The 23,503-nt window shown below is 52.2% G+C and carries 24 protein-coding genes and 1 other annotated feature; of the genes, 18 read left to right on the plus strand and 6 right to left on the minus strand.

Going from position 1 to position 23,503, the window contains the following annotated elements:
- Window positions 1-110: 110 nt before the first annotated feature.
- On the minus strand, window positions 111-1,172 hold the full coding sequence (locus IEW70_RS09450) for a WD40/YVTN/BNR-like repeat-containing protein (protein ID WP_188647685.1): 1,062 nt from the start codon (window positions 1,170-1,172) through the stop codon (window positions 111-113).
- Window positions 1,173-1,285: 113 nt separating this feature from the next.
- The gene (locus tag IEW70_RS09455) at window positions 1,286-1,507 is read right to left on the minus strand and encodes a hypothetical protein (RefSeq protein ID WP_188647686.1); all 222 of its coding nucleotides are present in this window, start codon (window positions 1,505-1,507) and stop codon (window positions 1,286-1,288) included.
- Window positions 1,508-1,736: 229 nt separating this feature from the next.
- On the opposite strand from IEW70_RS09455, the gene IEW70_RS18145 reads away from it, so the two are divergent.
- The 4 genes from IEW70_RS18145 (at window position 1,737) to IEW70_RS09475 (ending at window position 3,936) form a co-directional block, all read left to right on the plus strand.
- Window positions 1,737-2,039 (plus strand): IspD/TarI family cytidylyltransferase, encoded by a 303-nt coding sequence (locus IEW70_RS18145; RefSeq protein ID WP_188647687.1) that lies wholly within the window; start codon window positions 1,737-1,739, stop codon window positions 2,037-2,039.
- Window positions 2,036-2,428: a 2-C-methyl-D-erythritol 4-phosphate cytidylyltransferase gene (locus IEW70_RS18150; protein ID WP_188647688.1), complete on the plus strand. Its 393-nt coding sequence runs from the start codon at window positions 2,036-2,038 to the stop codon at window positions 2,426-2,428. The genes IEW70_RS18145 and IEW70_RS18150 overlap by 4 nt, the downstream gene beginning before the upstream one ends.
- Window positions 2,425-2,802, plus strand: a complete 378-nt coding sequence (locus tag IEW70_RS09470; protein ID WP_188647689.1) for an SDR family NAD(P)-dependent oxidoreductase — start codon at window positions 2,425-2,427, stop codon at window positions 2,800-2,802. The genes IEW70_RS18150 and IEW70_RS09470 overlap by 4 nt, the downstream gene beginning before the upstream one ends.
- Window positions 2,803-3,132: 330 nt before the next feature.
- A complete protein-coding gene (locus IEW70_RS09475; protein ID WP_188647690.1) occupies window positions 3,133-3,936 on the plus strand; it encodes a CDP-glycerol glycerophosphotransferase family protein in 804 nt (267 codons plus the stop codon).
- A gap of 111 nt (window positions 3,937-4,047) precedes the next feature.
- Here the strand turns inward: IEW70_RS09475 and IEW70_RS09480 are convergent, their stop codons facing one another.
- On the minus strand, window positions 4,048-5,289 hold the full coding sequence (locus IEW70_RS09480; protein WP_188647691.1) for an MFS transporter: 1,242 nt from the start codon (window positions 5,287-5,289) through the stop codon (window positions 4,048-4,050).
- A gap of 285 nt (window positions 5,290-5,574) precedes the next feature.
- Between IEW70_RS09480 and IEW70_RS09485 the strand changes: the two genes are divergently transcribed.
- From IEW70_RS09485 to IEW70_RS09500, 4 genes are all read left to right on the plus strand, one after another.
- Window positions 5,575-6,126: a DJ-1/PfpI family protein gene (locus tag IEW70_RS09485; protein ID WP_188647692.1), complete on the plus strand. Its 552-nt coding sequence runs from the start codon at window positions 5,575-5,577 to the stop codon at window positions 6,124-6,126.
- Window positions 6,127-6,393: 267 nt separating this feature from the next.
- A complete protein-coding gene (locus tag IEW70_RS09490) occupies window positions 6,394-6,540 on the plus strand; it encodes a hypothetical protein (RefSeq protein ID WP_188647693.1) in 147 nt (48 codons plus the stop codon).
- Window positions 6,541-6,655: 115 nt separating this feature from the next.
- Window positions 6,656-7,051, plus strand: a complete 396-nt coding sequence (locus IEW70_RS09495; RefSeq protein ID WP_229751925.1) for an Hsp20/alpha crystallin family protein — start codon at window positions 6,656-6,658, stop codon at window positions 7,049-7,051.
- Window positions 7,052-7,136: 85 nt separating this feature from the next.
- On the plus strand, window positions 7,137-8,249 hold the full coding sequence (locus IEW70_RS09500) for a M42 family metallopeptidase (RefSeq protein WP_188647695.1): 1,113 nt from the start codon (window positions 7,137-7,139) through the stop codon (window positions 8,247-8,249).
- A 274-nt stretch (window positions 8,250-8,523) separates the two neighbouring features.
- Here the strand turns inward: IEW70_RS09500 and sspI are convergent, their stop codons facing one another.
- The gene (gene sspI, locus IEW70_RS09505) at window positions 8,524-8,763 is read right to left on the minus strand and encodes a small acid-soluble spore protein SspI (RefSeq protein ID WP_188647696.1); all 240 of its coding nucleotides are present in this window, start codon (window positions 8,761-8,763) and stop codon (window positions 8,524-8,526) included.
- Between the two features lie 113 nt (window positions 8,764-8,876).
- On the opposite strand from sspI, the gene IEW70_RS09510 reads away from it, so the two are divergent.
- From IEW70_RS09510 to sleB, 8 genes are all read left to right on the plus strand, one after another.
- Window positions 8,877-9,530, plus strand: a complete 654-nt coding sequence (locus IEW70_RS09510; RefSeq protein ID WP_188647697.1) for a potassium channel family protein — start codon at window positions 8,877-8,879, stop codon at window positions 9,528-9,530.
- A 4-nt stretch (window positions 9,531-9,534) separates the two neighbouring features.
- Window positions 9,535-10,335, plus strand: coding sequence for a TrmH family RNA methyltransferase (locus IEW70_RS09515; RefSeq protein ID WP_188647698.1), 801 nt, complete (start codon window positions 9,535-9,537; stop codon window positions 10,333-10,335).
- A 78-nt stretch (window positions 10,336-10,413) separates the two neighbouring features.
- Window positions 10,414-10,663 (plus strand) — a binding site (T-box leader).
- Between the two features lie 39 nt (window positions 10,664-10,702).
- Window positions 10,703-11,737, plus strand: coding sequence for a phenylalanine--tRNA ligase subunit alpha (pheS, locus tag IEW70_RS09520; RefSeq protein WP_188647699.1), 1,035 nt, complete (start codon window positions 10,703-10,705; stop codon window positions 11,735-11,737).
- 13 nt (window positions 11,738-11,750) lie between these two features.
- Window positions 11,751-14,171, plus strand: coding sequence for a phenylalanine--tRNA ligase subunit beta (pheT, locus tag IEW70_RS09525; RefSeq protein WP_188647700.1), 2,421 nt, complete (start codon window positions 11,751-11,753; stop codon window positions 14,169-14,171).
- A 191-nt stretch (window positions 14,172-14,362) separates the two neighbouring features.
- Window positions 14,363-14,614, plus strand: a complete 252-nt coding sequence (gene zapA, locus IEW70_RS09530) for a cell division protein ZapA (RefSeq protein ID WP_188647701.1) — start codon at window positions 14,363-14,365, stop codon at window positions 14,612-14,614.
- Between the two features lie 11 nt (window positions 14,615-14,625).
- Entirely contained in the window at window positions 14,626-15,165 is a 540-nt protein-coding gene (locus IEW70_RS09535) for a CvpA family protein (protein WP_188647702.1), read from the plus strand.
- A 474-nt stretch (window positions 15,166-15,639) separates the two neighbouring features.
- Entirely contained in the window at window positions 15,640-17,352 is a 1,713-nt protein-coding gene (gene polX, locus IEW70_RS09540; protein ID WP_188647703.1) for a DNA polymerase/3'-5' exonuclease PolX, read from the plus strand.
- A gap of 72 nt (window positions 17,353-17,424) precedes the next feature.
- Window positions 17,425-18,414 (plus strand): spore cortex-lytic enzyme, encoded by a 990-nt coding sequence (gene sleB / locus IEW70_RS09545; protein ID WP_229751911.1) that lies wholly within the window; start codon window positions 17,425-17,427, stop codon window positions 18,412-18,414.
- A gap of 37 nt (window positions 18,415-18,451) precedes the next feature.
- On the opposite strand, the gene IEW70_RS09550 is transcribed toward sleB, so the two are convergent.
- Window positions 18,452-18,808 (minus strand): phage holin family protein, encoded by a 357-nt coding sequence (locus tag IEW70_RS09550; protein ID WP_188647704.1) that lies wholly within the window; start codon window positions 18,806-18,808, stop codon window positions 18,452-18,454.
- Between the two features lie 124 nt (window positions 18,809-18,932).
- Between IEW70_RS09550 and IEW70_RS09555 the strand changes: the two genes are divergently transcribed.
- Entirely contained in the window at window positions 18,933-21,299 is a 2,367-nt protein-coding gene (locus tag IEW70_RS09555) for an endonuclease MutS2 (RefSeq protein WP_188647705.1), read from the plus strand.
- Between the two features lie 220 nt (window positions 21,300-21,519).
- Window positions 21,520-22,155 (plus strand): NfeD family protein, encoded by a 636-nt coding sequence (locus tag IEW70_RS09560; RefSeq protein ID WP_188647706.1) that lies wholly within the window; start codon window positions 21,520-21,522, stop codon window positions 22,153-22,155.
- 77 nt (window positions 22,156-22,232) lie between these two features.
- Here the strand turns inward: IEW70_RS09560 and IEW70_RS09565 are convergent, their stop codons facing one another.
- On the minus strand, window positions 22,233-23,408 hold the full coding sequence (locus IEW70_RS09565) for a S8 family peptidase (protein WP_188647707.1): 1,176 nt from the start codon (window positions 23,406-23,408) through the stop codon (window positions 22,233-22,235).
- Window positions 23,409-23,503 lie beyond the last annotated feature (95 nt).

The following is a 23,503-nucleotide window of genomic DNA, read 5'->3' on the forward strand; positions in this document are numbered from 1 at the left end:
CGCATCTGTGACGGCGGAAAGGGAGCGACGGCCAAAAGAGTGAAGCCATCATACAGGTTTGTCATTCATCTGCCCGGTTCTCATGAACCGGGCTTTATTTTATAAGTATCTTATTCCACCACCAACAGGGCATGGTGGTGCTGCCAACGATAGGCTTCTTTCCAAGGGATGTTCACTGGTACCCAGGAACGGCCGCTATCTGTGGAACGACAGAGCCCGCGGTTGGAAAGGGCATAGAAGCGTCCGGGCTGGGAGGGATGCGCCGTCAACGTCGGGATGACCGTCCCTTCCGGAGCGGGCAGTCCCTGGTCTACTCGTTCCCAAGGGTGGTCCCCTTCTTTTCGATAAAGATAAGAACATGCATCCACGGGGTCGTGGGCATGGTGAGGACTTTCTGCCGCCGATACCAGTCGCAGATCTGGATTAACGGCATCCACAGCCAAGCCGTACAAATAGTGATGTTCCAATCCCTCACTCATCGGTTCCCAGGTTTCTCCTGCATCCCGGCTTTCCGCATACTCCCGTCCCGGATTGCGAAACCCATCTCCTGCTGCTGCATACAGCCTTTGCGGCGCGGCAGGGTGGGTCAACAATGTGTGGACATCGATGGGACCGCCGGACTTACGATCTTCCCAGGAGTGACCATTGTCCAGCGTGCGGATCACCGCTCCGGCTTCGATGGAGACATGGATCCGCTCTGCCTGTTTAGGTGCAGGGGCAATCCAACGGACATGGTGGGTATGGGGTCGTGGCGGGAAACTCCATGAAGAGGCGGAAGGAAGGGTGCGCAGCTCTCTCCATTCCCGCCACGTATCCCCGCCATCCCGGGAGACAAATAACCCGCTCGGTTCGGTTCCGGCGTAGACGGCTCCGAGATCCTGTCGGGATTCCGCTTTACCGACGGCGACCGCCATCACATGGGGGTGCGTGATTCCCCCTTCTGTCACCGGTTTCAACGATAAGCCGGGATCTCCAACCGGCTCCCAGGTATCCCCGCCATCTGTACTCCTCCACAGTCCTCTCCCAAACGTACCGCAATAGATCCGCTCCGGATGAAAGGGGTCCGTTGCCAGGCTGACCGGTTGCATGCCGGATAAACGGGACCAAACCGCTTCCGTTTGCTCATCCACGATCAGCAATTCCTTCTCCATCGCCAAGTACAGTTTTGTCATCGCAAGATCCGTCCTTTCCGGGGAATGCGGTTTTCATTATATCGAATATCAGAGCAGAAAAAATCGGACCATGGTCCGAGAAGGGACTCAAAATGGTCCGATGATCAAGATGTTCACTCCGATGTGATTTCTTCATATTTTGCCGCAAGTTTCTTCCGATTCACTTCACTTTCCAGTTCACCGATGCCTTTGTTCAGTGCCATGGCTGCCAGAGCCAACACGGAATCGGCGGCAAAAGCACCGACCTGCCGCGCTTCTTTCAGCAGGATTTTCAGCCGTTTGATGTCTTCCTCGGGAACGATGACGGTCCCGTCTTTTTTCATGTCGATCTTCATCTGCGGACGCCTCCACAATTTTCTCCAGTATGGTGCCTATTTTAGCATGCCCCAAGGGCTATGAGCGCCGGTAGAAAAATCGGAAAAGGACATGAAAAAACATTTCGCTAGCAAAAGGGTAGAAGGTCAGGTAGAGGTTGGAAGGTCAGGAAAAAGGGGATGGGGCGGGCAAAAGAACCGGACATACCGTTTGTGTCACAGAATCAGCCGGAAGTGAGGCGGGGAAATAGTGAATCAGGTAAGCATGATTTTGTTGTCCGGCGGCATCGGCACCCGAATGCGGCTGAATACGCCGAAGCAATTTTTAATGATCGGCGGCAAACCGATGATCGTACACGTGTTGGAAAAGGTAGAATCGATTGATGACATTGCCGAAATTATCATCACTTCTCCGCGGGACTACTTAGATCAGACAGTGGAAGTGATCCATGACCATCAGTTTCTTAAACCGATCAAAGTGATCGAAGGCGGAGCAACCAGGCAGGAGTCTGTTTTTAAGGGGTTGCAGCTGGTTACACGGGAGCTGTGGTGATTCACGAAGCGGTCCGGCCTTTTGTATTGCGGGAAGAGTTTGAACGGTTAATTCACTGTGATGAACCGAATGCCACCTATGGCTTGGACGTCCCTTTTACGGTCTTGGAAGGGGAGGAATCCATCGAGCGCAACTTGGACCGCGACCGGTTGATCGATATTCAACTTCCGCAAAAGCTGGATGCGAAGAAACTGTTGGCAGCCCATCAGTTGGCGGCCGCAGACGGCACCCGGTTTACCGAAGATGTGAGCCTCTATTTTCATTACAACCATGAGCGGATCCGGGTGTTGAGAGGGACGGAATACAATATAAAGATCACCCGGCCCATCGATCAGAAAATCGGAGAAATCATTTACAAGGATTACATACTGGGAGGAGAATGGGGATGACCACTTGTTTGATCAGCGGGGCCAGCCGCGGGATTGGCCGTGCCATTGCCGTCGCTTTGAGCCGGCGGGAAGATATCAACCAATTCGTGCTATTGGCTCGGGACAATGAAGGGATGGAGCAAACCAAAGCGCGGATGAACCCTGGAAAGCGGGTCGAAATCTATGCGATCGACTTGACTGATGCCAAAGAGGTTCAGCGTGCGGTCCAAGCAATCGGCACTACCTTCGGCACGATCGATTATTTGCTCAATGTGGCGGGATACGCCGAGCCCAAGTCCCTGCTGGAAGCCACTCTGGACAATCGGGAAACCACTTACCGGGTCAATGTGCATTCCCTTTTTATCATTACGCGGGAAGTTATTGTCGCAGGGTGAAGGATGCATGTTCCGGTTGAATATGGTCGTCTACAGATATCCCTTGTGAGGACGGCTTTCAAAACTGCAATCACGGCAAAAACAAAAGATACTCTGACAATTTTATCCTAGCGCCGGGATGAAAAGAGAAGATGAACCCCGTGTAAAGCTTTGATAAAGTTTACAAGAAATGAGGTTTGGGAGCGGTGGGGAAGCTGACTTTTATGGAGAAGCTTTCGCTTTTGCAAACGGCTTTTTTATTTTTGATTTTCAAACACCTTCACTTACAAAGCACTCCATGAAAAGAACCCGATCCGCCGGTTTTTCAAGGGCTTCGTCGTTCGCACGTAAGTGGCCGGAGAGTCTTATGTCATCTCTACCAGTGAAAAGGTTTCTTCCTACTATCCGGAGACCTTTCTTGTGAACAGGGGGAACGTTTGGGAGCTGGGCCAAGCCCGAAACGATTTGTTTTTTACAGAAACCGACGAAGAAAAGCACTTTCCGAACTGGATCAAAGAGCGAAAAATCATCACCTATATGCCTACCCACCGCAATTTTGGCCAATTGGATAAAGAGATTCATCAGGTATTGGACCTCAAGCGATTGGATGAATTTTGCCGGCAGTACGGTTGTACCTTTTTGATCAAACGTCATATGTTCAGCAAGGGAAAGCTTCCCCGCGGGCTGGAACATGTGGTGGATATCAGCCAGGAGAAACTGGAGCCCCAGCTGCTCCTGAAATACACCGATATCCTGGTCACGGATTATTCCAGCTGTTATACGGATTATCTACTGTTGAACCGACCGGTGCTGTTCTACTGTTATGATTTGGATGAGTATCTGACGAAATCAAACGAGATGTATCACGACTATGAAGAAGTGACACCCGGGCCGAAAGTAGAGACCTTTGATGCACTGCTGAAGAGTCTGGCGGCTGCCGCTGAGGGTCGGGACGCTTACGAAGCGGAGCGGAACCGGGTGCTCCATATATTCTATGCCCGAGAGAATCAGGGGCCGGTGGCGGAGAAGCAAGTGCGTCATATTTACAAGCAGATTTTGAGGATGGACCCGTCGTTTTTGGAAAGAGAGGGCGTACAAAAAGACCGGTTGGAATCCTCCGCATCGGATGTGTCCGAAGGCCGATATGTGGGTTAAAGAGACCGGTCACTTCGACCGGCTAAGGCATCGTGGGGATAGAAGAGAGCACAGCTGAACGAGTTCCTATATAAAACAAGTTGCCGGTCTTATGACCGGCAACTTTTCTGTTTAACGGTCCTGTCCGACCATGGATTGGACGGAGCCGTTTTTCTGTCTGATCAAAGTCAAGCCCATCCCGGCGGAGATGGCCAACAGTCCTGCCGCCAGAAAATAAACGGCGCGTATTCCCCATGCATCTGCAGTAGCACCGATGAGGAAGACGGACAGGCCGAAAGTAGCGTTAAGCAATGTACTGTGAGCAGCCATTACTTGTGGGAGATTTCGTTTGGAGATCATTCGCTGAAAGAGTGTACGCTGACTTACATCCCGGATTTCGTAGGCAGGTCCCATCAGGACAGCCAGTAGCAGGGAAAGCCAGGGAACCGGGACACTGGCAAATACCAAGGTGAGGAGACTGGTTGTGATGGAACCGCACGCCATAGCAGCATACAAGCGTTTTTCCAACACGCGGGAAAAGAACAGGACCAAGGCTCCTCCCAAAATGGTGCCAAGGTAGTAGCTGGCATTTAAATATCCCCACCAAGCCTCACTCTGGTGCAAAATTTCTTTGACAAAGACGAGTATAATCGCACCGATCCAAACGGTACCAGCGAGATATTCGATTATATCCATCAGCGTGATCGTGCGTAATCGCGGATCTTGCCACAATAGTATCCAGCCTGCGCCCAGGGTTGTTTGTGTACGTGGTGGTTGCTTTGTTTCTTCTTCTGTTGGAAAAGAGACAGAGGAAGAAACGAATGAAAGGGCCAATGCAGCTGCTATATACAGGAGACTGGTTAGGGCCAGGCTGCAGGGGATACCCCCAAAAGCGACAATCAACCCGCCCAGGGACCAACTGGCGAGTAACACGACTTGATCTGTAGCGGCCAACCATCCATTGGCACGGATTAACTCTTCATCAGAAACCAGCCGGGGAACCATCGCGTTGCGGGATGGGATCATCCAGCCATCCACCATGGAAGTAAACAGAAGGATCACGAGCAAGGGATAAAAAACCATTCCCGTTGGAGCCCATAACAGAACAGCCGTCAATATGGCGAGCCAGATTGCCTGGGCCCAATGGGAGAACTGCAGCAATCGAATCAAGGGTATCCGCTCCATCAGAAGAGGAGCGAACAAGCCGCTTAACATTCTGGCTCCCACACGGATGAAGGGGACCATGGCCGCAAAGGTTGCGGAATGGGTTTCCCGGTATAACCAGGTGATGGAGGCCATGATGTAAAAGCCGTCCCCCAATGTAAAAGTGGCTTGCCCTAACCACATGAATCGGAAGGAAACAGGCAATTTCATCCGATTCACCTCTCGGTGTTATTTTTTTAACCGCATCTTTGATCGGATGAATCACATCCTGAATTCCTCCCTGTACTGTTTGATGTTAGGCATTGAGCTATTTTATTTTATTACTATTATTTTCATTGAAGCAACAGTATTTCGAATATACTCGTTGGGGTGTTTTTGATTTTTTGTTTATGGAATAATGATTTATCCGGAAGTTTTTCCTTCGATGAGAAGGGAAAACGATAAAAATAGGGAACCATATATTGAAACCTACAAAATTTGGAGGGAGATTACACGATGGCAAAAGTATTGATTCTTACTGGAGATGCAGTGGAAGCTTTGGAAGTTTTCTATCCTTACTATCGTCTGTTGGAAGAAGGACATGAAGCTGTCATTGCGGCACCGAAGAAGAAGAGGCTGCAAACGGTGGTTCACGACTTTGAGGAATCGATGGACACCTTTACGGAAAAATGGGCTTATGGTTTGGATGCCCATACCGCTTTTGCCGATGTGGATCCGTCCGAATTTGACGGTTTGATCATCCCGGGCGGACGTGCTCCCGAATATATTCGGATGGAAAAAGAAGTCCCGGGAATCGTCAAGCATTTCTTTGAAAACAACAAACCGGTGGGAGCCATTTGTCATGCTACCTTGGTATTCAGTGTGGTGCCGGAGGTAGTGAAAGGCCGCAAACTGACTGCCTTTACCAACTGCCGTCCGGAAGTGGAAGCTGCTGGGGCACAATTTGTCGAGGAAAATCTTCATGTGGAGAACAACCTCGTGTCCGGGCACGCTTGGCCGGACCTGCCGGGCTTTATGAGGGAATTTCTCAAGCTGTTGAGCAAATAATGTTTTTCGCTGATGACGATATGCAGTGATTTCTCAGACCCCGCAAGGGGTTTTCTTGAGGTTGCTAATAGAGTCTTAGCACGGCAAAAAGCCCTTCTGCCGAGTCAGAAGGGCTCTCTGTTTCTATTTGTAAAGTCTGTGATGAAGGGAATTCGGTTGCGCAGCAGTCAATCCGGACTTTCGCAACCGGGCATTCGTCCACACCGGGTATACGGAGAGCTCATATCCTGTATAGAGAGCAAAAGGTAGATGGAAGGAGGTCCCCACGTGGCTAGAGCGACAACAAGCAGTTTTGTCAATTTCTTTGGATTCGGATCGTGGATTTGGATTGCCATTGCCGTGCTGGTTATTCTCTTCTTGTTCTTCGCCTTTTTCTGGTGGTGGAGCGGCTCCTTTGACGGGCCCTACTTTTAAACAAACCGGGTACTTCATTCCACCTCCTGCCTGGGAGGTCTTTTTTTGTAGATGATGAGTGACCAAGTGTTTCCCGTTGCATATGGATAAGGATAAAACGGGAGGAGAACGAGTGATGGGGTTGCGGGGAAGCTGGTTTGAGCGGATGTTGCAGGAGGAGATGACAGACTTTATAAAAGAAATGAACCGGCTTGTTCAGATGTTTCTGGCAGGAGATATTCGTAGCGATCTGTACCAAACGGCAACGGAAGTGGTGGTCACGATGGAGATTCCCCGCTTGAGTCCGGAGCATGAATTGAACGCTTGGGTCGAGTCCCAACGCATCCTCTACGTGAGTGGAGTGATTCAGGAATCGGATGAGGGTGAAGGGATGATGCGGGTCAGTAAGACCACGTTCACTACCAATCTGTTATTGCCTGTCCTTGTAGACGGGTCTCGGCTTCAAACCTCCTTGAACCAAGCGAAAAACCTACTCACCATCCGTCTGCCGAAAGTCAAGGAAGGAAGTTGATTGGGTTTATAAAGGAGGAGGAACACCCGACGGAGTGTGTTAAGATGATGACAGGATGGTTGCACTAATGGAAAGAGGTGTACATATGTCGCAAAATACGTTTCGTGATCTGTTAAAAGAATTGACGGAAGCGGCTGGACCTCCGGGGCATGAAGGTCCGGTCCGGAAAGTGATGCACCGCTGGGTAAAATCCGCAGCCGATAAGGTCACATCGGATCATCTGGGCGCGCTTATCGCCAAAAAAGAAGGATTGGCTGATGGCCCCCGGATCATGGTAGCAGGACATTTGGATGAAGTCGGCTTTATGGTGACCCGGATCACCGAGAATGGGTATCTGAAGTTCCAGCCGCTCGGGGGCTGGTGGAGTCAAGTGGTGTCCGCACAGCGGGTAGAGGTCCACACCCGCGATGAGGTCATAGTGGGTGTCGTCGGTTCAAAACCGCCCCATCTTCTTTCCCTGGAACAACGGAAAAAAGCGGTCCCGCTGGAGGAGTTATTTATCGATGTGGGGGCCGCAGACCGGGAAGAAGCCGAAGCCTGGGGGATTCGTCCAGGGGATGTCGTAGTCCCTCAATCCCCTTTTACAGAGATGAAAAACCCGAAATACTGGCTGGCCAAAGCAATGGACAACCGGATCGGCTGTGCCGTGGCGGTAGAGGTACTGCGGCGGCTGCGGGACGAAGAGCACCCCAATGTCGTGTATGGTGTGGGAACCGTGATGGAGGAAGTGGGCCGCCGAGGAGCATATACCGCAACAGCAGCCATCCAGCCGGATATCGGCTTTGCCATCGATGTGGGAATTGCCGGCGATACTCCCGGCGTTAACGGGGATCAGGCCCCTTGTCGAATGGGACACGGTCCCCAGCTGGTCCTGTATGATGCCGGGCATGTGCCTCATCGCGGGCTGGTTCGTTTGGTGGAGGAAACTGCGCAAGCAGAGAATATCCCCCTCCAGTATGAATGGATAGCACGCGGGGCGACGGATGCCAGCCATATCCACCTTCATGGAAAAGGAGTCCCTACGGTGACGATGGGTGTGGCTGCCCGTTATATTCATAGTCACACATCCATGATTCATCAGGATGATGCAGAGCAATTGGTGAACTTGTTGGTAGCGGTGATTCGCCGTCTGGACCGGGTTACCGTTCAAAAGTTGTGTAGGGTGGAGACTGCTGACAAACCATGTTTTCAGGAGTGAAGAGAACGCATCTCGCAAGTAGCGACCTTTGAACGACGTACTCAGCTTGGATCAAGGGGGACCGAGGCAAAAAGCGAGCCTTATAAAGGTTTTCCATTGGCTCGTACCACGGTCGTCGCACTCAAGGAGTACAAGTTGTGCTTTTTGTCGCTTTGCTCCAAAATCACGCTATGTTTCGAGCGATACCGAAAAGGCGACGATAGACAGAAGCGCTTTCTGTGAATAAAAGACTGCGCCCCTTGTAACAAGGGGCGGTTTTTGTGGGAAAATGAGCTTAGGAAGGGGAGACAGGCGGAGCTGCTTTCTCCCGAGGCAAATGCTCATGAAGCGTATGAATCATTTGCTTGCGTGAGTTGTCGTCGCTGTTTTCCCAGATAACCTCAAATACAACGCCAAGTCCGGGAAGCAGCTTTTCTTCCCCGCGCTGGATCGAGTCATTCACCATCTCACGCAGTTCTTGTTCACTCATATTTTGGATGTTATGATAGACAGCTCCACGAATCGGAAAGTTCACTTTGGGATAACCTCCTTTTAGTTGTAGTTTGTTCCGACATTGCCAGGTTATCCGTGAGGTCTAAAATTTGTGGTATAATAAGCTCCAATTGTCCATGGATGAGGAGGATTCGCATGAGCAAACAGTTTGCAGTGATCGGTTTGGGCCGCTTTGGCGGGAGCGTGGCGCAAACCTTGCACGATATGGGATATGAGGTGCTGGCAATTGATCGCGATCCGCAACGTGTGCAGGATTACGCACAAATTGTCACCCATGCGGTAGAGGCGGATTCCACGGACGAAAATGCGCTTCGTGCTTTGGGCATCCGCAATTTTGACGTAGTGGTCGTCTCCATCGGGGAAGATATGCAATCCAGCATTCTGACGACCTTGATTTTGCTGGAGTTGGGCGTGAAAAAAGTGGTTGTCAAAGCACGTAACGACCTGCAGGGCAAGGTGTTGTACAGGATCGGCGCCCACAAAGTGATTTACCCGGAGCGTGATATGGGTGTCCGTGTGGCACATAACTTGATCTCCCCCAATATTTTGGATTATATCGAGCTGGCGGATGATTACAGCATCCTGGAGATCAGCGCCGGCGAGTTTTTCAGAGGAAAAACACTGGAGGAACTGGATATCCGCGCAAAGTTCGGATGCAACGTTATGGCTATCAAGAGCGGGGATCGAATCAATATTGCTCCCATGGCCAATGATGTGATTCATGAGGGCGACATTCTAGTCGTGATCGGTCACAATGACGACCTGAAAAAACTGGAGGAAAAGGCATAGCAAAATGTACATACGACAGATTACCTCGTCCCGAAACGAAAAAGTGAAACGGTGGCGCAAACTGGGGACTCGAAAAGGCCGGGAAGAGTACGGCTCGATCCTCATTGAGGGGGAACACCTGCTGGAGGAAGCTTTTACTGCGGGATGGACCATTCATGCCGTGCTGGTTTCAGAAGAGGGACAAGAGGTGTTGCGTCGTTTTCAAGGGATTCGGGATGTTCCGGTTTATTCCCTGCCCACGGCAGTTTTTGCTCAACTGGTGGATACACAGTCACCTCAAGGTATCGCTGCTGAAGTGGCTGTTCCCCGTGCATCGGAGTACCGTCCCTCCGGGTCAGCTAGGCTGTTGCTCCTCGATGCGATACAGGATCCCGGCAATTTGGGCGCTATTATGCGGACGGCAGAAGCCGCAGGAGTGGAGGAAGTGTGGCTGGGAAGCGGAACCGTGGACCCTTATAATCCGAAAGTGGTTCGGTCAGCGATGGGCTCCCTGTTTCGCTTGCGTCTGCGCAGGGTCCATTTAAAGCGGGCGATCCCGGAGTTGAAGCGGAAGGGTTTTACCATCGTAAGCACGGAGCCACGGGCGGAACAGGCTCATTTTGCCGTCACCTATCCGAAACGCACAGCCGTATTGTTGGGCAATGAGGGCCGCGGCGTGTCCGAAGAGCTGGCCAAGCTGGCGGACCTGCGGGTGAGGATTCCCATGCCCGGAAAAGCAGAATCCTTGAATGTCTCCGTTACGGCTGGAATTTTGCTGTTTGAGATGGTACGGCAAGTTTGGGAGACGGAAAAAGGGGTTTGTTGACTCTGGAAAACGCGCAAAAATTGTTGTAAGATGAGGGTAAACTTTTGCTGAAGCGGTAAAGCTTTGGGTCTGGAAAACCGATAGGCTGTGATGGAGAAAAGTAGGCCATTGTCGCTCTTACAGGGAGGAGGCGCCGCGACTGGAAGCGCCTCTAAGGCTGCGAATGGCTGAAGTTCGCTCCGGAGCCGTTCTCCCGAACCGTCCCGCAAGTTGGGAATGCAAGTAAGGAGAACCGGGCGCGTCCGTTATCGCGTTTTGAGTGGGGCTGTATGCCGCTGATCGGCATCAGCTCAATAAGGGTGGTACCACGGAATCTCTCGTCCCTTGGACGCGGGATTTTTTTATTTTTACGAGGAGGGATTAAAGCATGAGGGATCGGTTGGAAGCGTTGCGGGAAGAAGCGGCTTCTTCCATCCAGGCGGCGGAAAGTCTGGAACAGCTGAAAGAGCTGCGCATCAAATATCTTGGCAAAAAAGGCGAGCTGACATCCATTTTGCGCGGAATGAAGGATGTCGCTCCCGAAGAGCGTCCAGTGATCGGCGGGCTGGCCAATGAGATCCGGTCGGCCATGGAAAAACAGCTGGACGAAAAGGAAAGCGATTTGCAGGAAGCCGCGCTAAAAGCCCGCCTGAAAGAGGAAACCATTGATGTGACGCTGCCGGGTAAACAGGCGCCGCTGGGAACGATTCATCCCATTCAGGCGGTGATCGAGCAGATCGAGGATATTTTCATCGGGATGGGCTTCGAAGTGGCAGAAGGGCCGGAAGTGGAATCGGACTACTACAATTTTGAAGCGTTAAATCTGCCCAAAGAGCATCCGGCTCGGGATATGCAGGATTCGTTCTATATCACGCCGGAAATTTTGTTGCGAACCCATACTTCTCCGGTTCAGGTGCGAACGATGGAAGCAAAGGAAGGGCAGGTGCCGGTGAAGATTATCTGCCCGGGCAAAGTATATCGCCGGGACGACGATGACGCCACTCACTCTCATCAGTTTACCCAAGTAGAAGGCTTGGTGGTGGACCGGGGTATTTCCATGAGTGAATTAAACGGGATTCTGCTGTCGTTTGCGGAGCAGTTTTTCGGCATGGAACTGGAAACCCGCCTCCGTCCCAGCTACTTCCCCTTCACGGAACCTAGTGTGGAGATGGATATCTCCTGTGTGATGTGCGGTGGTAAAGGATGCCGGGTGTGCAAGCAGACCGGTTGGATTGAGATTTTGGGAGCCGGTATGGTTCACCCCCGGGTATTGGAACATGGAGGGTACAATGCTGAGCGGTACACCGGCTTCGCCTTTGGGATGGGGCCGGAACGGATGGCGATGCTGAAATACGGCATCGATGATATCCGCCATTTTTATACCAACGATTTGCGGTTCCTGCGTCAATTCAAAACGTTGTAAGGGAGGGGATTCCATGAAAATTTCCTATGAATGGCTGAGTGAATATGTGGATCTGGAAGGCGTTACCCCGGAACAGATTGCGGAGGAGCTGACCCGGGGCGGCATTGAAGTGGATATCGTGGAACAGCGGGATGCCGGAGTGGAAAATGTGGTGGTGGGCTATGTGATGGAAGCCAAACAGCACCCCAATGCGGACAAACTCCGGGTATGCCAGGTGGACGCCGGCCGAGAAGAACCGCTGCAGATCGTATGCGGCGCGCCCAATGTCGCTCGGGGTCAAAAGGTACCGGTCGCGCTCCACGGGGCTAAGCTTCCCGGTGGAGTAAAAATCAAAAATACCAAGCTGCGGGGAGAGAAATCCCAAGGGATGATCTGTTCCGCTAAAGAACTGGGTCTGCCGGAAAAATTGCTGCCCACGGAGCAGACAGAAGGCATTCTGGTGTTACCGGAAGAGGCGGAAGTGGGCAGCGACGTGCGACCGCTGTTGGGGTTGACAGATACGGTGTTGGAGCTGGATTTGACTCCCAACCGTTCCGACTGCCTCAGTATGTGGGGTACAGCTTATGAGGTAGCGGCTCTCCTGGACCGGGAAATCTGGTTGCCGGAGGCTCCCGCCGCCCATCCGTCAGGCAAAACCAAAACGGTGGCCATCGAGCTGGATGCGGAAGAGGATTGTCCCTTTTATGCGGCGCAAGTGGTTGATAATCTGAAGCTGGCCCCTTCGCCCCAATGGCTGCAAAACCGCTTGGTGGCAGCGGGGATTCGCCCGATCAACAACGTAGTCGATGTGACCAACTATGTCATGTTGGAATACGGGCAGCCGCTGCACGCTTTTGACTACGACAAAGTGACCGACGGAGAGATTGTGGTGCGCCGCGCACAGCCCGGTGAGCAGGTCAAAACGTTGGATGGCGTCACTCGGGCTTGCGACGGGGAAACCTTGCTGATTACTGACGGCACCCAGCCCATCGGCATCGCCGGGGTGATGGGAGGAGAAAACTCGGAAGTGACCGAATCCACCACCACCGTGTTGCTGGAATCCGCCTTTTTTGCGCCGCCGTCCATTCGCAGCACGGCACGTAAACTGGGTCTTCGCTCGGAAGCCAGCAACCGTTTTGAAAAAGGGGTGGATCCCGAACGGATTGTCCCCGCTTTGCAACGGGCGGTGCAACTGTTGCAAGAGCTGGCGGGAGGTGAACCGGCATCTGAAGTGACCGTGGAAAAGATGGGGGATGTGGAAGATGTCACGGTACAGCTCCGTCATGATCGATTGAACAATGTGCTGGGAGTACAGGTGAAACCGGAAACGGTGCGGGATGTTTTCCGCCGCCTCCGGTTTGAGATGGAAGAGAGAGACGGCGTTTACCGTGTTCGGGTTCCTTCCCGCCGCCCGGACATTTCCATCGAAGTGGACTTGATTGAGGAAGTGGCCCGTATTTACGGGTATGATAAGATCCCGACAACGTTGCCCTGGGGACAACAATCTCCCGGTGCATTGACCCGGGAACAAAAACTGCGCCGGGTGGTGCGCCATACCTTGCGGGATGCCGGTTTCAACGAGGTGCTCAACTACAGCCTGACCTCTCCGGACCGGCTGAAAGAATTGCCGCCACTGGATAAAGGGATTCGTCCAGTCCGCCTGAACATGCCGATGAGTGATGAACGGAAAGTGCTCCGGACCACTTTGCTGCCGCAATTAGTGGAATCGGCGGAGTACAATGTGCATCGCCGACAGGAACAATTGGCCTTCTTTGAGTTGGGGCGTACCTATATCACGGAAGAGAAAAAGCTGACCGAGCTGCCCCAGGAACGCTGGGAGCTGGCCGCGCTGGTAACGGGGCCGTTGGCTGCGGCTCATTGGCAAGGGAACAACCAACCCGTCGATTTCTTCACTGTCAAGGGGCAGTTGGAGATGTTGCTGACCCGGCTGGGTGTCCAAGGCATTGCTTATCGGGCGGCTGAACTGGAAGGATTCCACCCGGGACGGACGGCGGAAGTGTTGTTGAACGGTCGGGTGATTGGATGCATCGGTCAGATTCATCTGCAAGTATCGGAAGCCCATGACTTGGAAGAGACCTATGCTTTCCAGGTGCAATTGGCTCCACTGTTTGAAGCCGCAGTGACCGATCCGAAATATGCGCCGATTCCCCGCTATCCCTCTACGACGCGGGATCTGGCTTTGGTAGTCCATCAAGATGTACCGGCAGCCGAGTTGGAATCCGCTATCCGTCAAGCCGGCGGAAAGCTGTTGGTCGATGCGACGCTCTTTGATGTGTTTACGGGGAAACAGGTCGGGGAAGGAAAGAAAAGTGTAGCCTATACTTTAACGTATCGGGCAGAAGACCGCACATTGACCGATGAGGAAGTGAACGAGGTTCACGGGCGTATCGTGGAACATGTGGAAGCTGCCTTTAGAGCGGTTTTGCGTCAATAAGCTGCTTACATGGAAGAGATCAGAGGCATGACAGAAGCCGTTTTTCCGCCAAGGGGTGAAAACCGCCTCAGGGAAGGACGGTTTCCCTTTTTTCTATCAAACCATGTCGATTTTTTGGGGGGTTGCAGGAGTTTGGCCCTGCAGAGAGAATAGGGTGTAGTAGCCTTCACGGGGTGAAGGAGGGAAACAACATGAGCAAGAATAAGCTGAGTGTGGAAATTTACGGACAACAGTACAACATCATCGGGAAGGCCAGCCCAGGCTACATGCGGGAAGTTGCCAGGCAAGTGGATGAAAACATGCGAACCATTGCCCAGGGCAACCCCCGCTTGGATACCACCAAACTGGCCGTATTGTCGGCGGTGAACATTACCGATCAGTATCTGAAACTGAAACAAGAGTACGAAGAGATCATGCACTTGATTGAAGACGATCAACCGTGAGGGATCTAAGGATGAATATGTTGGATCTGATCATTGTCGTGCTGGTTGCAGGCGGAGTATTTCGGGGTTATCGCAGAGGTTTCATCCTGGAAGTGGCTGCATTGGCCGGAGTCTTCCTCGCGCTGTTTCTGGCTTATCAGTTCCGTGACGAAATGGCACCCGTACTACAACAAGTAGTGCCTCTTCCGAAAGATGTCAGCGGCAATGCCTTGGTCAGCTTTTTTAAAGTGGAAGAGGCCATCTACAGCGTGATGGCCTTTGTCGTCGTCTTTTTCGGTGTGAAGTTGTTGTTGTCGCTGGGGGCTTCTTTGCTGACTTCTGTAGCCCGTCTGCCTGTACTGAACAAGATCAATCAGATTGGCGGTGCGGGGGTCGCCTTGATCAAGGTGGTATTGGTTTTGATGATTTTCATCAATTTGATGCATCTTTTGCCGATGGAGACCAGCCGGCAAGCCGTGGAGAACTCCGCGCTGAGCCAAGGTATTTTGTCCATGACCCCGGATATGAAGGAGATCCTCAAAGAATTGGTATCTCCTTCCCAATCGGCTTAAAGCCGACAAGCCTCATCAGTTGTATAGGAAGAGCGGGAAGCCTTTCTGCCAAGAGAAGCGACCTTTGAACGACATACCTGCTTTGATACGTAGGACCGAGGTAAAAAGCGAGCCTTACAAAGTATTTCCTTTGGCTCGCGCCTCGGTCATCGTACTTAAGAAGCACAAGTCGTGCTTTTTTGTCGCTCCGCTCCAAAGTCACGCTATGTTTTGGAGCGGACAGTATCACTCTCTGTTACGTCGGAGAGGGAGTGACGGGTAGAAGGGCTCTCTGCTTTCCTTGTGATGTTTTGACATCAACCTCGCACTTCTCAAAAGAGACGGGAAGCTGCTGACAAAGTTTCTCAAATTGAGCGGCAGGTTTTCATCATCCCGGAGAAGGTTTTTCGTCGTTCTTGACGCAAAATTGGACGATGAATTTATCATCGGTTTATGATAAAAGGAAGAGAGTTGGATGGAGAAAGGGAGAAACCGATGAATAATAAACAGGTGGCTTCTGTGTTGAACCAATTGGCCGATATGATGGAAGTGAACGGGGATAACCCCTTTAAAGTAAATGCTTACCGCCGAGCTGCCCGGGCGGTGGAGAACAGCCGCGCTTCCTTGACAGAGTTGGACGGAGGTCCTGAGGCGTTGTCGGGGGTTGGAAAAGGGACGGCTTCTGTCATAAAAGAAATCTTGGAGACGGGATCTTGTACTCCGTTGGAGGAGCTTCGGCAAAAGCTGCCGGAGGGATTGCCGGAGCTGCTTCAGATCCCGGGCATGGGACCCAAGACGGTGCATGCGGTCTATCACCAGCTGGGAGTCACCGACTTGGAAGCACTGGAACAGGCATTAAAGGAGAAGCGCCTGCGCTCCTTGTCGGGATTCGGTCCGAAAAAAGAAGAGAAGATCCTGGAAGGGATTCGCCGTTACCGGGAGCGGCCGGATCGGATGTTGTTGGGGCATGTGCTCCCGGTGGCGGAAGAAATTCTGAAGCGGTTGCGGGAGCATCCCGCTGTGGAACAGGCGGAGACAGCGGGTAGCTTGCGGAGAATGAAGGAAACGGTCAAGGATCTGGATTTCGTAGTGGCGACCCGCCATCCGGAACAAGTGGCGGATGCAATTGTCTCAATGCCAGAAGTGACCCGGGTGATCAATCACGGGGATACCAAAGTGAGCGTGATGTTTCACCAAGGATTTGAGATTCAGGTGGATATACGGCTGGTGTCACCGGAGCAGTTCGTTGCCGCCCTGGTCCATTTTACCGGGTCCAAGGAGCACAACGTCCGTTTGCGGCAGCGTGCCAAGGAATTCGGGTGGAAAGTTAGCGAATACGGGATTTATGATGTAAAACGGGATGAAGTGTTTACCTTTGCGGATGAAAAGGAAGTATATCAAAAGTTGCAGCTACCCTATGTCATTCCGGAAATGAGGGAAGATCGGGGAGAGCTGGATGTGGAAGAGGAGCATCCGGAGCGGATTCGGCTAGAGGATTATCGCGGCGACCTTCATATGCATACGAGATGGAGTGACGGGGCCCATTCAATACGGGAGATGGCCTTGGCTGCCGAAGAACGGGGCTATGAGTATATCGCGATCACCGATCATTCTCAATCCCTGAAGGTGGCCAGCGGACTGACTGCTGACGATTTGCGGCGTCAGCGTGAGGAGATTGCCCGGGTGAATGAAGAAGTGGATGGCATTACGGTGTTGGCTGGCATCGAGATGGATATCTTGCCCGGCGGGGAGCTGGATTTTCCGGATGAGGTCTTGGTGGAGTTGGATCTTGTGATCGCTTCTATTCACAGTGCTTTTCAGCAAGACCAAGAGACGATGACCAAACGCATCCTGCAGGCGATGGAAAATCCCCATGTGCATATCATCGCGCACCCCACCGGCCGGTTGATCCATCGGCGGGATCCGTATGCAGTGGACATGCATCGTATTTTTCAAGCAGCCAAAGAGACGGGAACGGTGTTGGAACTGAATGCCAACCCCCACCGGCTGGATCTCAATGATTACTGGCTGAAGCTGGCCCGGGAGGAATACGGGGTCGATTTCACCATCAATACCGATGCGCATTCCACTGAAGGAATGGGCGTAATCCCGCTGGGGATTGCCACCGCTCGCAGAGGGTGGCTGGAAGCGGATCACGTGATCAATACCTATTCCCTGGATCGACTCCTGGCTCGATTAAAATCGTAAAGATGAATAGAGGCAACAAATATCGGGATAATAACAGAAGAATTCCAACCTCGAAGGGCAGGTTGACGAGGCATGTACAAGCGATATTTGTTGCTCTTTTGCATATGTGCACTGGTAGCGACGCCAATGACGGGGTATGCTGCTCAAGCCCGGTCTTCCTTTGGAAAAGGTGTCCTTAAAGTAGGTGCGACCGGAGGCGATGTCTATGAGCTGCAAGGTCGCCTGAAATTTTTAGGGTACTATACAGGACCGGTGGATGGAAAGTTCCGTGACCGTACCTATCGGGCGGTTCGCCTATTCCAGTATGCCTTTGGCATCGATGTCGACGGCACGGTAGGTCCCCTTACCAAACGGAGGCTGTGGGAAGCCACGCGGGTTTGGGTTCCAGGACTGGAAAACCGCATCTACAAAAAGGGAGATGAAGGCGGGTATGTCTGGGAGTTGCAACGGCGATTGCGATTCATCGGATTTTACACCGGAAAAGTGGATGGGAAGTTCCAGGACCGAACCGAGCGAGCTGTACGTCTGTTCCAGTACGAATTTGGATTGAAAGTGGATGGACGTGTCGGCCCGGAAACCAAGCTGAAGCTGTGGAAAGCCACCCGTTATTGGAGGCCGGGTGCTAAAGTCGGGCCGGGTAAAGTCCGTAGAGCTCCGATGACCCGGATCAAACCCATGAGCAAGGTTCCTCAAAGCAATGCCGGGTTGTCCAAACAAGATATCCGCATGATGGCCCAAGCGGTCCATGCGGAAGCACGCGGGGAAAGCTTTATAGGAAAAGTCGCAGTGGCAGCGGTCATCTTGAACCGTATGGAAAGCGAAAAGTTTCCCGACACCCCATCGGCAATCATTTTCCAACCCATGGCATTTACAGCCGTGGCAGATGGACAGATTTGGCTGGAGCCGGACAAAGAATCGGAAAAAGCGGTACACGCTGCCTTAAACGGGTGGGATCCCAGCGGCGGAGCCTTGTATTACTTCAATCCGGCCACCGCAACATCGGATTGGATCTGGTCCCGTCCCCAAATTAAACGCATCGGACAGCATATCTTTACTCGATAAAAAAACTGCCGTGGAATTCCACGGCAGTTTTTTTATTTTATTTAGCTTCTCTGGGACGTATCACCCGGGAGCGAGTCGGTACAAACAAATCGACGAGACCGATGATCAATGCACCGATCAAGGCGCCGAAAATGGTTACCCGCATGCCGGGAACAAAAAACTGGGTCAAATACAACACAAATGCACTGACCAAAAAGCCGACGATGCCCCGGGCAAAAGGGGAAATATCCCGGCCGAACAGCGCTTCAATAATCCAACCGAGCACAGCGATTACCACGGCTGCCAACAGGGCGCTCCAAAAGCCGGCGACCTGAAACCCCGGGACCAATGCAGCCACAATCAAAATGACGACAGCTGCTACAATCAGACGTACCAGATGACGAAAAATGGTCATGGCAAACCCTCCTTTTTTCTTTTTAGTTTGTATGCTTTGCCGCGATGTTATTCCAGGCAACTCTCGTTTCAGCCTTTCATGGTATAATATGTGAGGATTGTTTGCGGAAAAAGGAGTGTCGTTGTTGGAGACACATATGCTGAAAACACTGGAGTATCCTCGAGTGATCCAAATGCTGGAGGATCAGGCTTCCTCTGATTTGGGCAAAGGGGAAGTCCGTCGGCTGCAACCTGCCGATGATTGGATAAAAGTGAAGGAATTGCTGGATGAAACGGCAGAGGGGATGGATTTGCTTCGTTTGAAGGGAGATCTGTCCCTGGAAGAGTTAAAAGACATTCACTCTGCTTTGCGACGTTCCGAAATCGGAGGAGTGCTGTCTGCAGGGGAATTATTGGATGTGGCTGCCACGATCCAAGCAGGCAAAAAAGTGAAACGCACAATGGAGAGCCTGAGTGAAGAAGAGGCAGAACTCCCTCTGTTGCGGGGGTTAAGCAGCCGCCTCCATGATTTTTCTTCTCTTAGAAAGGCGATTATTTCCGCGATTGACGAAGAAGGACGGGTAATGGATGAAGCCAGTCCCGAATTGGCTCGTATTCGCCGGAGCATCATGCAAATTCAGCAAAATGTTCGTGCTGCGCTGGAAAACATTTTACGGAGTCCCCATTATCAAAAAATGTTGCAAGAGGGGATCATTACGCAGCGGAACGACCGGTATGTATTGCCCGTCAAGCAGGAATACCGGAGTGCATTTGGAGGTATTGTTCACGATCAGTCGGCCTCCGGACAGACCGTGTTTATTGAGCCGGCTTCCGTTGTAACGCAAAATAATCGGCTGCGGGAACTGGAAGCGACGGAAGCCAAAGAAGTGGAACGGATCTTGGCAGCATTGACGGAAAAGGTAAGGGAGGCAGCAGATGATTTAAGGGCGGACGCAGAGGTGCTGACCCAGTGGGACGTTATTTTGGCCAAAGCTCGTTTTGGACAGGTGGTGAAGGGAGTTTGTCCCAAGTTGAACCAAGAAAGGTTCGTCCATCTGAAACAAGCGCGCCATCCGTTGATTCCTGCAGAGGAAGCGGTGCCGATTGATGTGGAATTGGGGAAAGACTACCGAGCGATCGTGATCACCGGTCCCAATACCGGGGGAAAAACGGTTTCTCTTAAAACCATCGGTCTGCTGGCTCTGATGGCCCAGTCAGGAATGCCGATTCCTGCGGAAGAAGGGAGCAGTGTCCCTGTATTTTCCGGCGTATATGCGGATATCGGGGACGAACAGAGCATTGAGCAAAATTTGAGTACCTTTTCTGCTCACATGACTCATATTATTCGTATTCTACAAAAGATCGACGAGCGAAGCCTGGTGTTGCTGGATGAGCTGGGAGCAGGTACGGACCCGACTGAGGGAGCGGCATTGGCGGTTGCCATTTTGGAGTACTTGCTGGATCAGGGCTGTCGAATCGTGGCTACCACCCATTATAATGAGCTGAAAGTGTTTGCCCATGCGCGGCCCGGCGTCATCAATGCTTCTGTGGAATTCAATGAAGAAACCCTGCAGCCGACCTATCGATTGCTGATCGGTGTACCAGGCCGGAGTAACGCGTTCAATATTGCATCCAAGTTGGGTCTGCCGCAACAAATTGTGGAACTGGCCAAAGGTCAGCTGTCCACCGAAGAAAGCCGACTGGAGGAGATGATCGGCTCCCTTGCATCGGATCGGAGGGCGGCTGAAGAGGAACGGCGGCGAGCGGAAGCCCTGCGAAAGGAAGCGGAAGCCCTTCATCGGGAGCTGGAAGGTAAGCTGGAGGCTTGGGACCAAGAGAAAAGCAAGATGCGGGAGGCAGCACGGCGGGAAGCGCGCACCATCGTGTCCCGTGCCCGTCGCGAAGCGGATGAAGTGCTGCGCCAGTTGCGTGAGTGGGCGAAGGAGCGGCAAGGCAGCATTAAAGAGCACCAACTGATCGAAGCAAAAAAACGGTTGGAAGACGCGGTTCCGGATATGGAACTGCCCCGTAAAACACCAAAAGACACCGCTCAATCTGCCCGCAAATTGCAGCCCGGAGATGAGGTGCTGGTAAAAACCATCGGTCAGAAGGGGCAGGTGGTAGAGGACTTTGGAAACGGCGAATATCAAGTGCAAATCGGCATGTTAAAGATGAAAGCCCGTCGCGAAGACTTGGAATGGAAGGCCTCACCTGCTGTTGAGAAAGCGGCTGCCACGGGAATCAGCTCTTTTTCCCGGTCCCAAAGCCATGTGAAGCCGGAGTTGGATCTTCGCGGGAAGATGGTGGATGAGGCTTTGGCAGAGATCGACAAGTATTTGGATGACGCTTTATTGGCAGGGTTTCACCAGGTATCCTTGATTCATGGGAAAGGAACCGGTGCGCTGCGAAAGGGAGTTCACCGCTTTTTGGATCGCCACCAGTCCGTGAAAGAGTACCGTCTGGGCGGTCAGGGTGAAGGCGGCTCGGGAGTCACTGTTGTTTCACTGAAATAAGCATGCTGAAGGCGGAGGGTGAATATGCTGGCGCGATTGGCACTGATTTTGGCTTCCATTGCCTTGGTATTCTTTGTGATCGGCGGCATTTGGTTTTATTTTTACGCTACCTGATCCACTCTGGTAAGGCATACTGCTTGGTTGTGACGAAAACAACAGCATAGAATGAGTGTAGAAAGATGGATCACCCAATCGATCCTGACAAACGGGAGGAGCCGGCATGGCATTTTTACAGACGGCGGCGGGTACGGGTTTGTTGGTTTTTTTGGCGGGTATGCTTCTGGTGACAGAGAGTTTGGTGAAGGCCCGCGGGTTGGCAGCCTTTTTGGGGCTGAGCTCCCTCTCTCTGTATGTGTACACGCAGAGCAGCGGCTGGGATTGGTGGATGATGGGTTTGTTGCTGGGAGGTTTGGTCCTGGTCATTTTAGATGGAAAGCTGATCCAGGATGGAACAATGGCAGGATTGGGATTGCTGTTGATACTGGTGGCGCTGGTTATGCCCACCGGAAATTGGTTAACGGGCACGTTGGTCGGTTTGATGTGGGTATTGGGAATTGTAGTCGGATTCTTCTCCTTAAAAATACTGCCCCGGCGGGAGATCTGGGACAAGTTGGTGTTGAAAAGCAGTTTTTCTAAAGAAACGGGGTACAGCTCCATCAACGAAGAATATCGGGAATTGGAAGGGAAGGAGGGGATTGCCGTCACCGATATGCGTCCTTCCGGTACAGTGGAAATCGGCGGGAAGCGTTACAGTGCGATCAGCAACGGAACCTGGGTGGAAGCAGGATCCTCCGTTCACGTCATTTCCGTGAATGGTACCCGAATGATGGTGGAAAAAACAAAACAGTCCTCATAAAGGAGAGTAGAAAAACACCGGGGCAACATAATACACCCGGTGTTTTGCAATGCAAGAAAAGTTGTCACGTTCCATTTTCAGTACCGAACGGCATCTTCTGCGTTAAGTAGCCCGTGGGACCAATAAACTCCGGTCCCGGCGACGGTGGTATCCGATGTACTTTCGATCGCTTTGCGGATTTCATCATTGTCACGTCCCTGTGCCGCCAGAAGAGCGGCAACACCCGCTACATGGGGAGCAGCCATGGACGTACCCGATTCACTTTTGTATTTGCCGTTCAAGTAGGTGGAAGTGATGTCCGTTCCCGGAGCCGCTATATCCACCCAGCTGCCGTAATTGGAAAAGCTGGCTTTGTCGTTGTTTTCATCGGTGGCCCCCACAGCGATCGCTTTCTCATAATAAGCGGGATAGCTGGGGTCGGAAGAACCGTTGTTTCCTGCGGCAGCCACTACGACCGAACCCTTGTCCCATGCGTAGTTTACTGCGTTTTTCAGAGTGGAGGATCCGGAGGAAGCACCTAGGCTCAGGCTGATCACTTGAGAGCCGTGATCTGCTGCCTGCATGATTCCTTCAGCTACATCAGATAACTTGCCGCTGCCGTTTTGGTCCAAGACCGGCACTGCGTAAATCGAAGCATTGGGGGCCATACCGGCAACACCTGCATGATTGTTGGTTTCAGCGGCAGCTACACCTGCGCAATGGGTTCCATGGCCGTTTTCATCCATCGGATCCCAGTCGTCTTCGATGTAGTCATACCCTTTTTCCACCTTATCATCCAGGTCAGGGTGGCGATAATCCACACCCGTGTCTACGATGGCGATGCTGACATCCTTGCTGCTGCGGGTGACATCCCATGCCTTGGGAGCATCGATCTGGGGCAGCGACCACTGTTCTGTGTAGTTGGAGTCATCCGGGGTCCAATAAGCATGTACATAGTAGTTCGGTTCAGCAAACTCTACCAGCGGATTGTTCCGGTATTCCTTCAACACTTCGGGTAACAGTTTCTCGTCCACACGAACGACGTCAAAGCCCAGTTTGGTATTGCGGCTGAGCAGCTCGGAGCCGAGGGTGTTATGTAATGCAGTTACCACCTTATCGACAATACCAGGTTTGAACTTAACGATGATTTCCCCGGGTGCGTGTGCCTGCTTAATGGAAGCAGGGGGGGTGGATTGCGCACCGGAAACAGAAGACACCACGACGGCAACCGCCAGTACAACAGTTCCTATTGCTGTAAGCCAACGTTTTTTCATGTGCATCCCTCCTTTTCCCATACCGCTTATAAAGCAATTTTACATCAACTTGCATCACCGTTCTACATCCTTTGTGTAAAAATCACCTAGGCTGC

The organism is Marinithermofilum abyssi (assembly GCF_014641195.1).
Lineage (GTDB): Bacteria > Bacillota > Bacilli > Thermoactinomycetales > DSM-45169 > Marinithermofilum > Marinithermofilum abyssi.

Excerpts from the sequence above, each read along its gene's own strand:
- IEW70_RS09495 (WP_229751925.1), top strand. The coding sequence starts at position 6,656 with ATGGGGTTGCGGGGAAGCTGGTTTGAGCGGATGTTGCAGGAGGAGATG.
- polX (WP_188647703.1), top strand. The coding sequence starts at position 15,640 with ATGAATAATAAACAGGTGGCTTCTGTGTTGAACCAATTGGCCGATATG.
- zapA (WP_188647701.1), top strand. The coding sequence starts at position 14,363 with ATGAGCAAGAATAAGCTGAGTGTGGAAATTTACGGACAACAGTACAAC.
- IEW70_RS09510 (WP_188647697.1), top strand. The coding sequence starts at position 8,877 with ATGAGCAAACAGTTTGCAGTGATCGGTTTGGGCCGCTTTGGCGGGAGC.
- IEW70_RS09565 (WP_188647707.1), bottom strand. The coding sequence starts at position 23,408 with ATGAAAAAACGTTGGCTTACAGCAATAGGAACTGTTGTACTGGCGGTT.
- IEW70_RS09560 (WP_188647706.1), top strand. The coding sequence starts at position 21,520 with ATGGCATTTTTACAGACGGCGGCGGGTACGGGTTTGTTGGTTTTTTTG.
- IEW70_RS09550 (WP_188647704.1), bottom strand. The coding sequence starts at position 18,808 with ATGACCATTTTTCGTCATCTGGTACGTCTGATTGTAGCAGCTGTCGTC.
- IEW70_RS09480 (WP_188647691.1), bottom strand. The coding sequence starts at position 5,289 with ATGAAATTGCCTGTTTCCTTCCGATTCATGTGGTTAGGGCAAGCCACT.
- IEW70_RS09515 (WP_188647698.1), top strand. The coding sequence starts at position 9,535 with ATGTACATACGACAGATTACCTCGTCCCGAAACGAAAAAGTGAAACGG.
- pheS (WP_188647699.1), top strand. The coding sequence starts at position 10,703 with ATGAGGGATCGGTTGGAAGCGTTGCGGGAAGAAGCGGCTTCTTCCATC.
- IEW70_RS09450 (WP_188647685.1), bottom strand. The coding sequence starts at position 1,172 with ATGACAAAACTGTACTTGGCGATGGAGAAGGAATTGCTGATCGTGGAT.
- sleB (WP_229751911.1), top strand. The coding sequence starts at position 17,425 with ATGTACAAGCGATATTTGTTGCTCTTTTGCATATGTGCACTGGTAGCG.
- IEW70_RS09470 (WP_188647689.1), top strand. The coding sequence starts at position 2,425 with ATGACCACTTGTTTGATCAGCGGGGCCAGCCGCGGGATTGGCCGTGCC.
- IEW70_RS09485 (WP_188647692.1), top strand. The coding sequence starts at position 5,575 with ATGGCAAAAGTATTGATTCTTACTGGAGATGCAGTGGAAGCTTTGGAA.
- IEW70_RS09455 (WP_188647686.1), bottom strand. The coding sequence starts at position 1,507 with ATGAAGATCGACATGAAAAAAGACGGGACCGTCATCGTTCCCGAGGAA.
- IEW70_RS09500 (WP_188647695.1), top strand. The coding sequence starts at position 7,137 with ATGTCGCAAAATACGTTTCGTGATCTGTTAAAAGAATTGACGGAAGCG.
- pheT (WP_188647700.1), top strand. The coding sequence starts at position 11,751 with ATGAAAATTTCCTATGAATGGCTGAGTGAATATGTGGATCTGGAAGGC.
- IEW70_RS09535 (WP_188647702.1), top strand. The coding sequence starts at position 14,626 with ATGAATATGTTGGATCTGATCATTGTCGTGCTGGTTGCAGGCGGAGTA.